Raw genomic sequence first — 16,218 nt, 5'->3', positions numbered from 1 at the left:
AGAAAGGACATATAGGGCCTTAATTCAGCTAAAAACTCATTGGGGCGGGAACAAGGTATTAAGAAACCCTGAATATTGATCACACACCATGGAGCGCCCGACTCGTCAGCGTGAGCGTGACCCAGATACGGGTCAACAAGTCGAGGAAACTAACAGTGAGAAAACGTGCGACGAATGCGGCTCGGACGCTCTCGTCAAAAGCGATGATCAGGGAGAACTCGTCTGTGAGGACTGTGGTTTGATCATCGAAGCGACGAACATCGACCGGGGACCGGAATGGCGAGCGTTCAATCACTCCGAACGGAACAACAAATCCCGTGTCGGGGCACCCACCACGCAGACGATGCACGACAAGGGGCTCACGACACAGATCGACTGGAAAGACCAGGACGCCTACGGTCGGTCACTATCCTCGAAAAAGCGTAATCAGATGAACCGCCTCCGCAAGTGGCAAGAACGCATCCGAACGAAAGACGCCGGCGAGCGTAACCTGCAGTTCGCGCTCAGCGAGATCGATCGGATGGCCTCTGCAATGGGCGTCCCACGCTCGGTTCGCGAGGTCGCCAGCGTTATTTATCGACGGGCATTGGACGAGGACCTCATCCGCGGCCGCTCGATCGAAGGCGTCTCGACGAGCTGTCTCTACGCGGCGTGTCGTCAAGAGGGGATCCCACGCAGCTTGGAGGAAATTGCCGATGTCTCGCGGGTCGAACGGAAAGAAATCGGGCGCACGTATCGATATATCGCTCAGGAACTGTCGCTTGAAATGAAGCCGGTCGATCCAAAGGAGTTCGTCCCGCGGTTTTGTTCCGAACTCGACTCGAGCGAAGAGGTTCAGGCGAAAGCCAACGAGATTATCGATACCACGGCGGCACAGGGAATGCTGTCAGGGAAATCTCCGACCGGGTTTGCCGCCGCTGCCATCTATGCTGCGTCGCTCCTGTGTAATGATAAGCGAACGCAGAAGGAGGTTGCAGCCGTTGCCCAAGTCACCGAAGTCACCATTCGAAATCGATATCAAGAGCAGATTAAAGCAATGGGACTCAGCTAGCGAACTCGGACTTACTGACCGATCTCGGTGATCGTCGGCAACTACCCCTTGTTTCCCCCAATCTACGCGTCGTCCCCAAGACGATCACATGTCTCGCCTTCTCGCTGGTGTCGACATACATGGTGGTCCGCGCGAAGTCCGTGGTTGCCGCAGCCATTCTGCACCTGGTCGGATTCCTCCCACGGCTAAAGCCGTGGGCTTCCTCCTTGTATCTCTGTGACGCCGCGCCTATCGGACCGACGAATCAGTCCCCAACTGACTGGGACCAGCGGCGGCGTCCGACCCAGATGACTGCCGCGACCGTCCCGGCGACGAGCGCTGGCCAGCGATCGCTGCTGAGATAGAGATCCGGCGAGGGGAAGTGGTACGTCGAGAGCGGCCAGCCCACGGCGTACGAGTAGCCTGTCGGAGTTATCAACAGGAGATCGAGAGCGTGGTGCGACGCCGCCCCGAGCGCGAGCAACGCAATCACCTGGCGACGGTATCCGGGGGCCACGAGCAAGGCACCGAAGGAGACGACAAGGATAGAGCCGCCGAGCCTGTGCAGTGGGGTCCAGGCGAACGGCACCCCGAGCAGTGTCTGCACGATCGCGTCCGGCACCAGGAGCTTTATTTTGACGAAATCCGGGGACAGTGCGCCGATCATCACGAGGGTGACGTGCGCCGGTCGCAGCTGTGCGTCGCGGAGCACGAGCAGCGTCCCGAGGCTGTAGCCCACCAAGACGTGGGTGAGGATATCCGGCATCAGCGCTCACCCGGGTTCGTGTCTGAACCCTCCATCGCCGGTTCATCCGCGGGTGTAGGTTGGTCACTCGCAGCGGTCGTGGCGGCTTGGCCCGACCGCTGGCGGCTACGTGGGCTGTCGCGCGGAACGAACGCGAGTTGGGCGCGATCGAATTGCCAGCCGCGGAGGAAGCGACCGAGTACCCAGCACCCGCCGAGGAACGAGATGAGGTACATATACAGTACTTCCCAGGAGGCTCGCACGATTGTCCGCTCGGTGGCGAGCGTCGTGGGATCCGTTAGTGTCCCGAAGACCGTGACCTGCTCACCCACGTCGAGCGGGTCATCGTCGGTTTGGCGGGTGCTGCCTGCGCCCTCGAGCGTCACCCGTCGCGAGCCGTCGGGGGAGCGCACCTCGAGGACTACCGGTTCGGTAGCGACGACGGCACCACGGAGCACGACCTGTTCCCCGACGTACGCTGTGGGGTCTGAGCCGACACGATCTCCGTCCGGATACTCGTTCATCGCGGGATTCGCGGCGGGGAGGGTACCGTACCAGAACAGGAGGCCAGCCACGCAGCAGAGCAGAAACGCCATGAGGGCGAGGCGGCCGCGCTGACCGATCGGTTCGCGTAGCGGCATCTATCGCTGGCGAATGGCGCGCCGGATATAGCTATTGTGACTGGCCAGAAAGAGTCGAGTCGTCGTCTTCGACACTCAACAAGGAAAGAACCCTCCGGTAAGTAATGAGAAGACTTTAGGACGATGGTATGAGTTTTCATACCAATGTTTGAGAGAAGTGAGCTCGAGGCGATCCGCGAGCGACGCGACGACTGGGAGAAAGAAACACTTGAGCCGTCGCTGGAGCGTGGAGAACGAAAGGAAAGGTTCGCAACGGTTTCGAATCACGAAGTCGATCGGCTCTACACACCGAACGATATCGCCGACCTCGATTTCGAAGAGGACCTCGGATTCCCCGGTGAACCGCCGTATACTCGCGGACCGTATCCGACGATGTACCGCGGGCGAACGTGGACGATGCGGCAGTTTGCAGGGTTTGGAACCGCCGAAGAGACGAATGAACGATTTCACTATCTCATCGACGAAGGTCAGACAGGGTTGTCGACGGCATTCGACATGCCCTCGCTAATGGGGATCGATTCTGACCATCCGATGAGCGAGGGTGAGGTCGGAAAAGAGGGCGTCGCCGTCGACACGCTCGCGGACATGGAAGTCCTCTTCGACGGGATCGATATCAGCGAAGTGTCGACGTCGTTCACGATCAACCCCTCTGCGCCAGTAATCTACGCGATGTACGTCGCACTGGCGGACCAGCAAGGGATTCCGCGCGAAGAGATCAACGGAACCCTGCAGAACGATATGCTGAAGGAGTTCATCGCCCAGAAGGAGTGGGTGATCCCACCCGAACCGGCGCTCGAGGTCGTCACCGATACGATCGAGTTCGCCGTCGAGGAGACGCCGAAGTTCCATCCGGTCTCGGTATCCGGCTACCACATTCGCGAAGCCGGTTCCACGGCTGCTCAGGAAGCGGCGTTTACGCTCGCTGACGGCTTCGCCTACGTCGAAGATTGTCTCGAGCGCGGACTCGATATCGACGAGTTCGCACCGTTGCTCTCGTTCTTTTTCAACTCCCACAATTCGATTTTCGAAGAGGTCGCGAAGTTTCGGGCCTCGCGCCGCCTGTACGCCCGCGTAATGGAAGACTGGTACGGGGCCGAGCGACCCGAGTCGAAACGGTTGAAGTTCCATACGCAAACTGCGGGGCAGTCGCTGACCGCACAACAGCCACTCAATAATATCGTTCGTGTCACCGTTCAGGCGCTCGCGGGCGTTCTCGGCGGAACGCAGTCGCTACACACCAACAGCTTCGACGAGGCGCTCGCACTGCCCAGCGAGAACGCGGTCCGGGTCGCGCTGCGGACCCAGCAGATCATCGCCGAAGAATCGGGCGCAGCCGATATCGTCGACCCGATGGGCGGCAGTTTCGCCATCGAGACGCTCACGAACGAGATGGAATCGGAGATCATGGAGTACCTCGAGGAAATCAGAGAGATGGGCGACGGCTCGGTTCGGGACGGCGTTCTCAACGGTATCGATCAGGGCTACTTCCATCGGGAGATCCACGAGGCGAGCTACGAATACCAGCAGCGGGTCGAACGCGGGGAGGAAGTCGTCGTCGGTGTCAACAAGTTCACTATCGAGGAAGACACGTCTCCGGAAACGCTTCGGGTTGACGAGACGACTCGCGAACGTCAGCTCGAGCGCCTCGAGCGGGTCAAAGACGAACGCGACGACGACGCAGTCGACGCGACGCTCGACGCTCTCTCGGACGCCATCTCGGACAACAAGAACGTCATGCCGTACGTCATCGACGCGGTAAAAGCCTACGCGACGATGGGCGAGATCATGCAGGTCTTCGAGGAGCACCACGGCAGTTACCAAGAAGAAATCGCACCAGTCTGAAATTCGGACTCGTCCTTACAGTGATCACCCAGTCGATTCTGGACTCGAGTCGCTTGTCAGAAACAGGACACTGATACCGGCGATTCCGATCAGCGCGTACAGGAGAAACGTCGTCTCCCAGGAAAATGCACCGATCAGCCAGCCACCCAGAGTCGGTGAGACGAGCGTTCCGCTGAACGCGATCGACGTGAATACTGCGAGGCTCGTCCCACCGGTCCCGGCCGTCGCAAGTTCCCGCGTGTAAACGTAGTAGACACCCATTCCGAACTGAAGCGAAAAGCCGACGCCGAGCATGACGGCCGAAAAGAGGACCGTCGAAATGGTTCGCGAGACGACGAAGAACGCTGGCAGTGCAAATCCGAGCGAGAGGATGACGATCAGCCGGCGACGGTAGCCGACGTAGTCCGAAACCCACCCTCCGATGGGGCGAGCGACCATGCCGACAGCGGGCAGCAACGCCGTTATCGCGCCCGCTTCTCCGAGCGACAGTGGTAATCGCTCCGTCGCGTAGGTCGGCATCCACGAGTTCATGAAGATATAGAGCAGATACGAACAGAACCCGGAGAGGGAGACGAGAAGTACCGACCGGTTCCGCAATGCGCCCCCGAATTCCCGAAGCGTGATCTGGTCCTCACCGCGGATCGCCGCCGGTCTCGAGAGGCGAAAGACGAGATAGCCGAACGCCGACAGAAGCGGATAGGCGACGAAGACGGCCGCCCAGCCGAACCGTGATGCGAGGATCGGGCCGCCGAACTGACTGATCGCGAACCCCAGCGGCGCGCTCGCGATGAACACCGTCGTCACGAATCCCTGTCGGGGACCGCGGAAGACCTGGGCGACGACGTTTGTGCTGAGGACGAACAGTGCACCACCAGCGACTCCTGCAATGACTCGAGTCACGAGGAAGAGCGGGTAGGTGGCTGCGAACGAACCTGCAATCGCGACCGGTGTGAAGACGACCGTACCGAGCGTCATCAGCCGCCGGTTGTCGTAGTGGTCCATCAGGTAGCCGAAGGGGAGCTGGATGAGAACGGAGCCGAGGACGGCCGCGCTGATCGCCAACCCGGCACTGGCCTTGTCGATCCGAAACGCTGCCTCGAGCAGCGGCACGATGCTCGCCGGAGCGATCATGTACGCGTTCGCGCCGACCGAGACGAGAAAGGTCGCCGCGAAGACGCCGGCTCGGGACTGATGGTCGCTCATTTCGCCATCCATCGCATCGACTGCCCGAAATTCTGTCTACGCATATTGTCCGATGGGTGATTTTCATACTCGAATACTTATAGTTATCCTGATTTATTTTCAGATCGATCAATAAATTCTCTGTATCTCAATCTATTTTTCGTCATATAGAGCTGGAAAAACCTATTAACGTCCGTGGGTTGGCACATCATACCATAAATTGTATTACCTAACCTGGTAATTCAGTATGATATGACAGTCATGGACGAACTCGAGGCGTACCACTTCTACGACGAAGAATGGGACGATTACGATAGCCTCCGCGAGGCGTTCGAGTGGGAGATTCCGGAGACATTCAACATGGCGGCGTACGTCTGTGATCGGTGGACGGACGAGAAGGAGCGCGTTGCGATATTCGCTGACGACGGCGAGGGCGACCGGGAGACGTACACGTATCGGCGTCTCCGGAACGACGCCAACACGGTGGCGAACGCCTTGCGCGAGCGCGGCGTCGACCGTGGCGACCGGGTCGCAATTAATCTCCGACAGCGGCCGGAGACGATCGTCGCCCACGTCGCCTGCTGGAAACTCGGTGCGGTCTCGGTCCCATTGAGCACCCTGTTCGGAACGGAGGCCGTCTCGTACCGACTGAACGACGCCGATGCGGTCGCCTGTTTCGTCGGCGAATCGAACGTGGACACTGTTCGAGACATTGCAGGCGATTCCCCGTCGCTCGAAAACGTGATTACAGTCGGCGACATCGCCCCTGAGGGGGACGAACTCGCTTACCGGGAGCTGGTCGATTCGCATTCGCAGGAGTTCGAGACGGTCGAGACAGCCGCCGAGGACGACGCGATCATCATCTACACGTCGGGAACGACCGGCGATCCGAAAGGAGTCCGGCACGCACACCGGGTTCTCCTCGGAAACCTTCCGCTGGTCGTCACCGGCTTCTGTAACATGGAACTGCGGGAGAGCGACGTGTTCTGGACGCCGTCGGAGTGGGCCTGGGTCGCGACGCTGTTCGACGTGGTCTTCCCGGCCCTGTTCTACGGGAAGCCGGTGGTCGCCCACACCGCCGACGAGTCGTTCGATCCCGAGACCGCCATGGAGATCATCGAACGTCACGGCGTCTCGGTTTTCTTCGGCCCTGCGACGGCACTCCGGATGATGGAACAACTGGACAACCCTGACCAGTGGGACGTATCCAGCATGCGGTGTCTCCCGAGCGGCGGCGAGTCCCTCGGACAGTCGATCGTCGAGTGGGCTCGAGACGTCTTCGACGGTGCGGCCGTTCACGAAGCATACGGGCAGACCGAGGCGAATATGCTCGCCGGGGACTGTACGGCGCTAACCGAGTTTCGCGACGGCAAGATCGGCCGCGCCGCACCGGGCCACGAGATCGCAATCGTCGATCCGGACACCGCCGAGGAGACGGTCGAAACCGGTGAGGTCGGTGAGATCGCTGTCCGGTACGAGGGCAACCCGGTCTGCTTCAAAGAATACTGGAACAAGCCCGAGAAGACCGATCGCAAGGTCCGGAACGGCTGGCTGCTCACCGAAGATCTCGGACGAATGGACGAGGACGGCTATCTGGAGTTCATCTCACGGAAGGACAGCGTCATTATCAGCGCGGGATACCGCATCGGGCCCGTCGAAATCGAGGAGGCGTTAGCGAACAGCGACGCCGTCGCGGACGCCGGTGTCATCGGTGTTCCCGACGATGAACGCGGCGAAGTACCGAAAGCGTTCGTCGTACTCGCGAACGGATACGACGCTTCCGCCGATCTCAAGGAACAGCTCCGACAGGACATCCGCGACCGTCTCGCGAAATATGAGTACCCCCAGCACATCGAGTTCATCGACGAGCTCCCGAAAACCTCGTCCGGAAAGATCCGTCGCAGCTCGCTCGAGGAGCGCGATGGGTACTCGTGAGCAATCACTAATAGGAGAGAAAGGCTCAGTAGCACGCTACCGCCAGTATGAATTATCGTTTCTAGTCAATATTGATTATCATAACAGAAACAATATGGCGGAATAATATATCAGATAGGGGATAATATTTATTATGTGGGGTGGTCTCATGCCTCACTATGGTATCGCCGTTCGATCCTGATGGTGAAATCGTAAAGCGCGGAATCCCGAATGTGAAAGAAAAGATAGGAAGGAGGCGGTTCATGAAGGGAGCTGGAACGGCAACCGCCGCCGCATCGATGGGCCTCGCTGGCTGTAGCAACCCTGCGGATCAGGGGACGGACAACTCGGGTGGTGGCGCGATTCCCGATGAACCGCTTCGAATGGCCTGTATCGGGTTTACGTCCGGTGCGGCGTCCGTCTTCGGCACTCCGATGATGCAGTCCGCCAGAATGGTTGTCGATAACATTAACGAGAACGGCGGCATTCTGGGCGAGCGCGAGATCGAGATGGAGGAGTTCGATGAGAACGTCGACGAGATCGTTCAGCAATACCGACGACTGGCGACTGAAGAGGATTTCGACGTGATCATGGGCTACATCTCGAGCGCGAACGTTCTGTCAGTCGCCCCCATCGCGGAGGAACTCGAACAGCCGACAGTGGTCTGGGACACGGGGACGACGGATCTGTTTGACGATGCGGTTACGGATCCACAGTATGTCTTCCGGACGTGCGCGAGTAGTTCGACAGACGCCGTCGGTGCGGCGCGTCTCCTGCAGAACGCGCTCCCCGACGTGGAAACCGTTGCGGGCGTCAATCAGGACTATGCCTTCGGTCGGAACAACTGGGACCTGTTCGAACGGGCCATCGAAAGTCTCGGTGTCGACGTCGAGCTCGTCGATTCGCGGTTCACCCCGTTCCCGAACGACGATTACAGTTCGACCATCAGTGCACTGAACAGCACCGACCCCGATTTCATCTACTCCAGTCACTGGGGTGGCGACGCAGTGAATTTCATCACGCAGGCGAACAACCAGGGGCTGTTCGACGACACAATCCCCTGTTTCACTGCGGGTAGTCACGTGATCGGAAATATCCCGGACGAGATTCCGGAGGGGATAATCTTCGGCGCTCGCGGCCCACACTTCCCGTTCGGTGACCAGCAGTGGAACCCGCTCCACGAGGAGTTCGTCCAAAACTACCAGGACGAGTACGACGAACCGCCCTACGCCCACGGGGCCTTCCACGCGTGGCAGGCGATCTGGGCCTACGTCTACTCGATCGAGCGGGCGTACAACCTGAGCGGAGAGTACCCCACCAAAGACCAGTGGGTGACGTCGATGGAGGGGATCGGCTTTAACTCCCCGAGCGGGTTCGTCAATATGCCCCAAGGGAGCCATAACGTCGTTGAACCCTCCTTCTACGGGTTCTCGGATCCCCAAGACGACCGAGTCGCCCTCACGGATACCGTCTGGATTACCCCCGAATACGTCAACCCGCCGGCATCGATAACCACGGGCGAGTGGATCGACAACCTGTAACTTACAATCAGTAGCAATTTATGGTTCAACAACTCCTCAGCGAACAACTGGTAATCATCCTCAATGGGTTGTCCGGAGCGGCGACGCTGTTCCTACTGGGCACCGGCCTCTCCCTGATCTACGGGATGCTCAATTTCATGAACCTCGCCCACGCTGCGTTCCTGCCGCTCGGGGCGTATCTGGCTGCGAGCCTCATCCAGAGGACCGTCGGAGCGGTCGGCGGATCCCTTGGATTCATCGGCCTGTTCGTAGTCTTTCTCGTCTTGCTCCTCGTCGTCGTTCCGGCCATCGTCTCCTTAGTTGGACTCGCGATGGAGCGGACCGCATTCAAGCCGCTGTACGGGCTCGAGGACGACTACCAGTTGTTGGCGACGTTCGGAATCATCCTGATGATGGAGGACGCGATGAAGTTCATCTGGGGCGGACAGCCGGTGAGTGCAACGGCACCGTCGAATCTGCTCGGGTCGTTTACCTTACCTAGCGGAACGTACCCGTGGTGGGCTGTATTGACGATCCTCGTAACTGCCTCCGTCGCCGGCACGCTCTACTACTTCTTCGAGAAAACCCGTCTCGGGAAGATCACGCTCGCGATGGCCGAGGATGAGGAAGCCGTGAGCTTCACCGGAATCGATACGCGGTCGATTCACCTCAAAGTGTTCGTTATCGGCATTTCGTTGGCGGCACTCGGTGGTGCGCTCTACCTGCCGACTGCCTCCATGACGACCGGGCTAGCACTCGAGTTCGTCATTCTCGCCTTCGCGGTGCTGGTCATCGGCGGTCTCGGGAGCCTCAAGGGGGCCATCGCGGCGTCACTGATTATCGGGATGGTCCAGGCCTACGGGTCGTACTACGTTCCGGTGCTTGAGCTCGCTCTCGTCTTCCTGCTGATGGCCGTGATAATGTTGATCAAACCAACCGGACTATTCGGAGAGATCGAAGCATGAGTCAGGATACGAAAACCGGCGTCATGATTGGCATCAAGCAGCAATTTGGGAACCTCTCGAGCGCCGCTGGTGCCCTGCTCCTCGTCGGCGCTTTTGTCTTTCCATATCTTCCCGGAACGGGACAGTACCAGGTGTTCCTCTTGGGGCAGATACTCGCGTTCGCCATCGCGGCGCTCGCGTATAACGTGCTCCTCGGCTACACTGGTCTGCTCTCGTTCGGCCACGCGGCGTTCTTCGGTGGATCGGCGTATGCGGTCGGGCTCGTGATGCAGTACTACGGGGTATCCGAGCTATTGCTGTTAATTCCGCTCGGCGTCCTCGTCGCGGGTACCATTGCAGCCGTGATCGGATTCATCTCGGTTCGCCACACCGAGGTGTACTACGCGCTGTTGATGCTTGCACTCGCTCACCTGATCTACATACTGACGGTGAAGCTGTACACTGTCACCGGCGGTACCGACGGCGTCGCGATCATGACGCCGACCGTCGGAGGAGTCAACTACCTCACCGCATGGGGGTACGAAGGCTACTTGATGGGGATTCTCTACTATGTCATCCTGATAGGGTTCGTGGTGACAATGGTCTTGCTGTGGACGTTCATGCACTCGCCGTTCGGGCTCACGCTCAAGACCATCCGAGACGATCCCGACCGAGCGCGAGCGATCGGCATTCCGGTTCGACGCTACCGGTGGTACGCCAGCATCATGTCCGGTCTCTTTACCGGCCTCGGTGGCGCGATGTACGCGTTCCTCAACGGCCACGTCACGCCGGGTACAGTGCTCCATTGGTCGCGCTCCGGCGAACTGGCGTTCATGACCGTCCTCGGCGGCACGGGATGGTTCTTCGGCCCGATCACCGGCGCAGGAGCGTTCATCCTCATCCGTAGTCAGGCTCAGCAGCTGACCGAATACTGGCACTTCGTGATGGGGTTCGTCTTGTTCCTCGTGATCGTGTTCGAGCCCGAAGGAATCTCGGGTATCGGTGCGAGAATCCGTCGGCGGATTCGCCGCTGGCGAGGCGGCGGAGGTGAGAGGTAATGTCAGTCCTCGAAACACAGGGACTCACCAAGGAGTTCGGTGATCTCAGAGCCGTCGACGGTATGGATTTCGAGGTGGACAGCGGGGAAATCGTCGGCATCATCGGCCCGAACGGTGCTGGCAAGACGACTTTCGTCAACTTGTTGACTGGCGTTCTCGACGCGACGTCCGGAGAAATCGTCTTCGATGGGCAGTCACTGAAGGGGTCACCGGTCCACAGTCGTGCGCAATCGGGACTCGTTCGCTCGTTCCAGATTCCGCGTGTCTGCGACGATCTCACGCTCGTCGAGAACGTCCGCTCGGCCATCCTCTCTCGGGAGCAGCGAAACAACTCCCTGTTTACGGTGCTCAACTGGGAGAACGACACGCGTGCCGAGGCGATCAACCTGCTCGACGAGTTCGGTCTCGCGGAGAAGCGAGAATCGGAGGCGGAGGCGATCCCACACGGCGACAAGAAGATCCTCGACGTCTGTATGAGCGTCGCAATGCGGCCGAAGTTGCTCATCCTCGACGAGCCGACGAGCGGCGTCGCGACGGAGAACAAGTACGCGATCATGGACCGACTGCAAAACTACTTCGAGACGTCCGACTCGGCGGTACTGTTCATCGAACACGACATGGAACTCGTCGCCGACTACGCCGAACGCGTCGTCGCGATGGATCAAGGCCGGAAGATTATCGACGGCACGCCGGAAGAAGTGCTCGAGGACCAGACGGTCAAACAGCGCATCAGAGGTGAGGCCTGATGTTGCTCGAACTCGACGCCGTGAACGCGTCGATCGAGGGCGTTACCGTGCTCCGAGGGATTGACCTCAAGGTCGACGAAGCCGAAACCGTCGGCATCATCGGCCGAAACGGTGCCGGAAAGACCTCGACATTCCGATCCGTGATGGGTCTCCAGCACGTCGAGCGCGGTTCCGTGTCGTTCCGCGGTGAGGACATCACGGACGCTCCGACCCACGAACGCAAGCAGCTGGGCATCGGGTTCGCTCCCGAAGACCGCAGACTGATATCTAAGCTGACATCTCGGGAGAACATCGAGATGGCGCTGTGGGGTGCTAACGACGACGCCGTCGATCTCGAAGACCGGCTCTCGGTCGTCCTCGATATCTTTCCAGCCATGGAAGATTTCCTCGATCAACCAGCCGGAAAGCTCTCTGGGGGACAACAGCAGATGGTCACCGTCTCCCGGGCGCTCGTCGCCGAACCGGAACTGGTCTTGCTGGACGAACCGTTCGAGGGGCTCGCACCGAGCATCAAGCAGGACCTGGTCGAGAGCATTCCGAGAATCCGTGAGGAGTTCGATGCAGCCGTCTTCATCGCCGAATCCCAAATCAATCAGGTCAAAGACTCCGTCGACCGGTTGTACGTCATCGAGCGCGGTGAGATCATCGCCGAGACGGACGACGCCGGAGCGATCACCGAGGACGAGGAGCTGATGCAGATCATCGGCGGCGCCTGACCGACTGTCGACCGCCGCTTCCACAATTCTCCGTCCCCTTCCGAAACCTATGCACGACCGACGTTCCGACGCCGACTGGATCGACCTTACCCAGCCCTTCGACGGCGACGTTCCGCATTCGGCAGCGCTCCCGGAACCGGAGTTCGAGACGATCAGCGACGTCGACCGCGACGGTGTCAACGCGCAGTGGATCGGCACGCCGACCCACGTCGGTACGCACGTCGACGCACCCCGACACATGATCGCCGGCGGCGCGACGATCGATGAGATTCCGCTTGAACGGTTCGCCGGGCCGGCGACGGTCGCGGACGTGCGTCGCGAAGAATCAGAACCCATTACTGCGGAGGAACTAGCGGCGGCCGCTGGTGACGTTCGCCCCGACGACATCCTCCTCGTCCGAACCGGCTGGGGCGACCGATACGAACGCGAGGACTACGAGAGGTATCCGTGGCTCGCGGCGGATGTCGGCGACTGGCTGCTCGAACAGGGTGTGAAATTGCTGGCCGTCGACACACCGAGCCCCGACCGACCCCGTGCCACGCGACCCGACGGATGGGACGAGTATCCGATCCATCGGACGCTACTTCCTGAGGGCATACTCATCGCGGAACATCTCCGAATTCCGCCCTCGATCGCTGGCACGCGGCCGATGGTTTACGGGTTCCCGCTCTCCCTCCGCGGCGGAGACGGAGCACCCGCTCGGTTCGTCGCGAGGCCGACGGAACCGCCGTAATTATCGTACCGTGACCTGTCGACCGAACTGACCGGGAAAACGCTTTTGCTGCTTCCGAATGAGGTGTTCCTATGTCTGAAATCGGAAACGGTCACGTTCGTCTCGAGCGCGTCGGCCAGCGTGCGGATATCGTCATCGCTCGTCCGGAGAAGCGCAACGCGATGAACGAAGCGACCGTCGCAGATATCACCGCTGCCGTCCGGCAGGTAGACGAGGACGACGACATTCGCGCAGCGACCCTGCTGGGCGAGGGGTCGGTATTCTGTGCCGGGTTCCAGCTCGAGATGATGCACGAGAAGGACGTCGCGGACCACGACGAGTTCCATCGCGAGTTCCGGGAGCTGCTGGATACCATCGACGAGACCACGACGCCCATCGTCGCGGGTATCAAAGGGGCCGGGATCGCCGGTGGGTTCGAACTCACGCTCCCCGCGGACCTCCGCGTACTGGGCGAGGAGACGAAGTACGGAATTATCGAGGTGAACCTCGGTATATTCCCGCATCAGGGCTCTACCCAGCGTCTGCCACGAATCGTCGGTATCGGGAAGGCGAAGGAGCTCGTCCTGACGGGCGAGTATATCGATCCCGAAGAGGCCCAACAGTGTAACCTGGTCACCGAGGTCGTGTCCGAGGAGGCCGTCGACGACCGAGCGCGGGAGTTGGCCGACGATCTGACCGAGAAGGCCCCACTGGGAATCGAGAACGCACTCGAGGCGTTTCAGGCGACGTTCGATGTCCCCCTCGAGGACGGGCTTTCGACCGAACACAGGCTGGCGATGCAGGTGTACGGGACTCACGACAGACGGGAGGGGTTCGAAGCACAGTTAGAGGGACGAGACGCGGAGTTCGAAGGCCGGTAGCCGAAACCGGACGTCGATCACCCCTCGAAGAAATCGGCGACTCGCCGTTGGGTTTCCTCCTCTTGATAGGCTGCGATGGCGTGATGGATCGCCTGCTGCATCGCCTCGTCGAGGTTCGGCGGACGAACCGAATGAACTTGCCGCTTGGCGAGCCCGTGGATATACGCGGGTTTGCTCGCGAGGTCGTCCTCGAGATCGCGCAGTTCCGTTTCGAACTCCGATGTAGCGTGTAGCTCTTCGATCAGCCCCGCATCGAAGGCGCGCTCGGCACCGATCGACCGATCGGTCATGACCAGGTATTTCGTCAATCCCTCACCGATGAACCCCGGGAGCTTCTGAGCGCCGCCGAGATCCATCGCGAGGCCCATCTCCGACTCCGGCAGCCCGAACTGTGCAGATTCGTCGGCGATACGGATGTCGCAGGCCAAAGCCAACTCGAGGCCGCCACCGAGTACGTGGCCCTCCAGTGCGGCGACGACCGGTGCATCGAGCCCTTCGATGGCTCGCAACGTGTCGTGGATCGACTCGAGTTGATCCCGAACGGCGAGCGGGTTCTCAGCCCCCCACTCGGGGACGTCGGACATATCGACACCAGCGGAGAAGGTCCCGTCTGCCCCGCGGATGGTCACGACGTCGATTCCGTCCTCGTCCAACTCGGCGAACGCATCGCCGATCGCGCCGAACATCTCTCCGGTCAGCGAGTTCGCTTTCTCTGGTCGGTCGAGCGTGAGCGTGGCCCGTCCGTCCGATCGCTCAACGCTGATGTTACGTCTTTCCATAACATACTATTGTACTACCAGAAAGTTAGGTATTTGTATTAGATCAGCATCTCAGACATGTACTGAGGACCAGTAGCATCGCAGTCGTAACTGGAATTCCGTTTTGGAGGGGTTTTGTAACAGATAGTAGCACGGGTTTTGTGTAGATCCGTCCGCGGAACTCTCGATAAGTACAGGTGAATCACTGACCAGATATTGTGTTGAATAGTATTCTTGTTTCCTATCCCATAATCGGTTCATCATCCCAGTCATGAGCCTCTGGATCGTATTGGCGACGTTCTCCAGCAATTCGCTCTGCCAAATCCACAAGAGTACCTAAATGAGATACGTACTCAACAGGTGCTACTAGATCTCGCTTCTCGTCATATTCGATGAGACCCGCTTCTTTCAGTTTCGGAAGGTGCGAGTGATAGAGGGATGTTTGCAGAGCTTCGATAGACAAAATCTCCGTGTCAGATGTTTCAGAGATTCTCGCTACGATGTCCTGTGTTAATTCGGTTGTAGGTTTTTGCGAGTTTGAATTCCGCAACACATCTATGATTATCCGTCGATGGTGATGTGCCAGACAGTCAAACAACTGATCTTGTTGTGTATTGGTGTCCATTTCCATATAGTCCACTGGCCCTTGTGGCACTGGTTTTAACCCTTGTCCGAACAAGGGTCTTAGTAAGGGGGATTGGAAGTTGGCATATCACTCCAATCCTATTCCGGTTTGAGAGGTAGGTTCAACGCGCCTAATACGACTTTTTCGGTGGCACCTCTAACCCGTTGTGAAAGCGCCTGTTGAGAGATGTCAAGTTCAGTAGCGAGTTCCTCAAGAGTCACCTCACGTGGCGTGCTGAAGTATCCACGTTGAGCGGCAAGGACAAGCGCCTCTCGCTGTTCTGGAGTGAGATTGTACTCGAAGAAGTGGTTTGACCGCTCATTAAACGAATAGACGTGTTCTAGTTCAATCCCTTTGATCTCATTCTCCAGACAGTAGTTGTAGAACTGAGTCAGTTGGTCATGATCCGGGAAGCGGAAATGAAAAAACCAGTATCTGTCGGTGCTATATGCCTCCAGAACTGCAGCATCCGTGTCGATAAGACCTGCGAAGAATTCACCATGTTTCACGTCCCATTCGGCTTGATAGAGGTGGTCGTGATTAACAGTATCAAGCAGTTCGAGTGAGAGGATACGAGGATGGTCTTCAAGGGCGTGTTCAAACTCATCCAAATTCTCACCCGAGATCCAAAAGTATGGGATGAATCCATCTCGGGTCGGGATAACACGAACGAGTTCAAACACAATATTATCGAAATCCGATAGAATAGATCCCAACGGAAGGACTTTGACCGGAATTCGAAACTTCGCGCTGAGAGTCATTATGAGGTCTGTGGATTCTACATAGTTGTTGATGGGCGTAACTATTTCTATGGGGAGATGACAGACTGAACTCCAACACGTCTGCAGCAGAGTGATTTATGAAGAATATTCCGATGACCTGTTTATATGTCCACTAACTTTGG

General features: G+C 58.9%; 16 protein-coding genes. 10 read left to right on the top strand and 6 right to left on the bottom strand.

The annotated features are described in order from the left end of the window. Window positions 1-88: 88 nt before the first annotated feature. Complete coding sequence (locus LDB05_RS21235; protein ID WP_226008220.1) at window positions 89-1,051, top strand: transcription initiation factor IIB; 963 nt, start codon at window positions 89-91, stop codon at window positions 1,049-1,051. A gap of 244 nt (window positions 1,052-1,295) precedes the next feature. Here LDB05_RS21235 and LDB05_RS21230 read toward each other — a convergent pair whose 3' ends face one another. Next, the gene (locus LDB05_RS21230) at window positions 1,296-1,796 is read right to left on the bottom strand and encodes an alpha/beta hydrolase (RefSeq protein WP_226008219.1); all 501 of its coding nucleotides are present in this window, start codon (window positions 1,794-1,796) and stop codon (window positions 1,296-1,298) included. After that, window positions 1,796-2,416 (bottom strand): OB-like fold-containing membrane protein, encoded by a 621-nt coding sequence (locus LDB05_RS21225; RefSeq protein ID WP_226008218.1) that lies wholly within the window; start codon window positions 2,414-2,416, stop codon window positions 1,796-1,798. The genes LDB05_RS21230 and LDB05_RS21225 overlap by 1 nt, the downstream gene beginning before the upstream one ends. Window positions 2,417-2,560: 144 nt before the next feature. Between LDB05_RS21225 and LDB05_RS21220 the strand changes: the two genes are divergently transcribed. Continuing rightward, entirely contained in the window at window positions 2,561-4,258 is a 1,698-nt protein-coding gene (locus tag LDB05_RS21220; RefSeq protein WP_226008217.1) for an acyl-CoA mutase large subunit family protein, read from the top strand. Window positions 4,259-4,282: 24 nt separating this feature from the next. Here the strand turns inward: LDB05_RS21220 and LDB05_RS21215 are convergent, their stop codons facing one another. Beyond that, window positions 4,283-5,461 carry an MFS transporter gene (locus tag LDB05_RS21215; protein WP_226008216.1) on the bottom strand — a complete coding sequence of 393 codons (1,179 nt, stop codon included), beginning with the start codon at window positions 5,459-5,461 and terminating at the stop codon, window positions 4,283-4,285. A gap of 231 nt (window positions 5,462-5,692) precedes the next feature. Between LDB05_RS21215 and LDB05_RS21210 the strand changes: the two genes are divergently transcribed. The 8 genes from LDB05_RS21210 (at window position 5,693) to LDB05_RS21175 (ending at window position 13,931) form a co-directional block, all read left to right on the top strand. Next, window positions 5,693-7,375: an acetate--CoA ligase gene (locus tag LDB05_RS21210; RefSeq protein ID WP_226008215.1), complete on the top strand. Its 1,683-nt coding sequence runs from the start codon at window positions 5,693-5,695 to the stop codon at window positions 7,373-7,375. 158 nt (window positions 7,376-7,533) lie between these two features. Continuing rightward, the gene (locus LDB05_RS21205) at window positions 7,534-8,895 is read left to right on the top strand and encodes an ABC transporter substrate-binding protein (RefSeq protein ID WP_226008214.1); all 1,362 of its coding nucleotides are present in this window, start codon (window positions 7,534-7,536) and stop codon (window positions 8,893-8,895) included. Window positions 8,896-8,915: 20 nt separating this feature from the next. Then, a complete protein-coding gene (locus tag LDB05_RS21200; RefSeq protein WP_226008213.1) occupies window positions 8,916-9,839 on the top strand; it encodes a branched-chain amino acid ABC transporter permease in 924 nt (307 codons plus the stop codon). Continuing rightward, window positions 9,836-10,876: a branched-chain amino acid ABC transporter permease gene (locus LDB05_RS21195; RefSeq protein ID WP_226008212.1), complete on the top strand. Its 1,041-nt coding sequence runs from the start codon at window positions 9,836-9,838 to the stop codon at window positions 10,874-10,876. The genes LDB05_RS21200 and LDB05_RS21195 overlap by 4 nt, the downstream gene beginning before the upstream one ends. Then, entirely contained in the window at window positions 10,876-11,622 is a 747-nt protein-coding gene (locus LDB05_RS21190; protein WP_226008211.1) for an ABC transporter ATP-binding protein, read from the top strand. The genes LDB05_RS21195 and LDB05_RS21190 overlap by 1 nt, the downstream gene beginning before the upstream one ends. Then, window positions 11,622-12,338 (top strand): ABC transporter ATP-binding protein, encoded by a 717-nt coding sequence (locus tag LDB05_RS21185; protein ID WP_226008210.1) that lies wholly within the window; start codon window positions 11,622-11,624, stop codon window positions 12,336-12,338. Before LDB05_RS21190 ends, LDB05_RS21185 begins: the two co-directional genes overlap by 1 nt. 49 nt (window positions 12,339-12,387) lie before the next feature. Beyond that, window positions 12,388-13,071: a cyclase family protein gene (locus LDB05_RS21180; RefSeq protein ID WP_226008209.1), complete on the top strand. Its 684-nt coding sequence runs from the start codon at window positions 12,388-12,390 to the stop codon at window positions 13,069-13,071. 71 nt (window positions 13,072-13,142) lie between these two features. Further along, on the top strand, window positions 13,143-13,931 hold the full coding sequence (locus LDB05_RS21175) for an enoyl-CoA hydratase/isomerase family protein (RefSeq protein ID WP_226008208.1): 789 nt from the start codon (window positions 13,143-13,145) through the stop codon (window positions 13,929-13,931). Between the two features lie 17 nt (window positions 13,932-13,948). On the opposite strand, the gene LDB05_RS21170 is transcribed toward LDB05_RS21175, so the two are convergent. The 3 genes from LDB05_RS21170 to LDB05_RS21160 all read right to left on the bottom strand — a co-directional run bounded on the left by LDB05_RS21170 (window position 13,949) and on the right by LDB05_RS21160 (window position 16,075). Beyond that, a complete protein-coding gene (locus LDB05_RS21170; RefSeq protein ID WP_226008207.1) occupies window positions 13,949-14,710 on the bottom strand; it encodes an enoyl-CoA hydratase/isomerase family protein in 762 nt (253 codons plus the stop codon). A 220-nt stretch (window positions 14,711-14,930) separates the two neighbouring features. Then, window positions 14,931-15,320: a DUF7344 domain-containing protein gene (locus tag LDB05_RS21165; protein WP_226008206.1), complete on the bottom strand. Its 390-nt coding sequence runs from the start codon at window positions 15,318-15,320 to the stop codon at window positions 14,931-14,933. A gap of 92 nt (window positions 15,321-15,412) precedes the next feature. Further along, entirely contained in the window at window positions 15,413-16,075 is a 663-nt protein-coding gene (locus LDB05_RS21160; protein ID WP_226008205.1) for a helix-turn-helix domain-containing protein, read from the bottom strand. Window positions 16,076-16,218: the final 143 nt, after the last annotated feature.

The sequence above is a fragment of the Natrinema salinisoli genome, assembly GCF_020405205.1.
GTDB lineage: Archaea > Halobacteriota > Halobacteria > Halobacteriales > Natrialbaceae > Natrinema > Natrinema salinisoli.
Note: the sequence above shows the minus strand (reverse complement) of the source record. Positions and strands in the feature narration are given on the sequence as shown.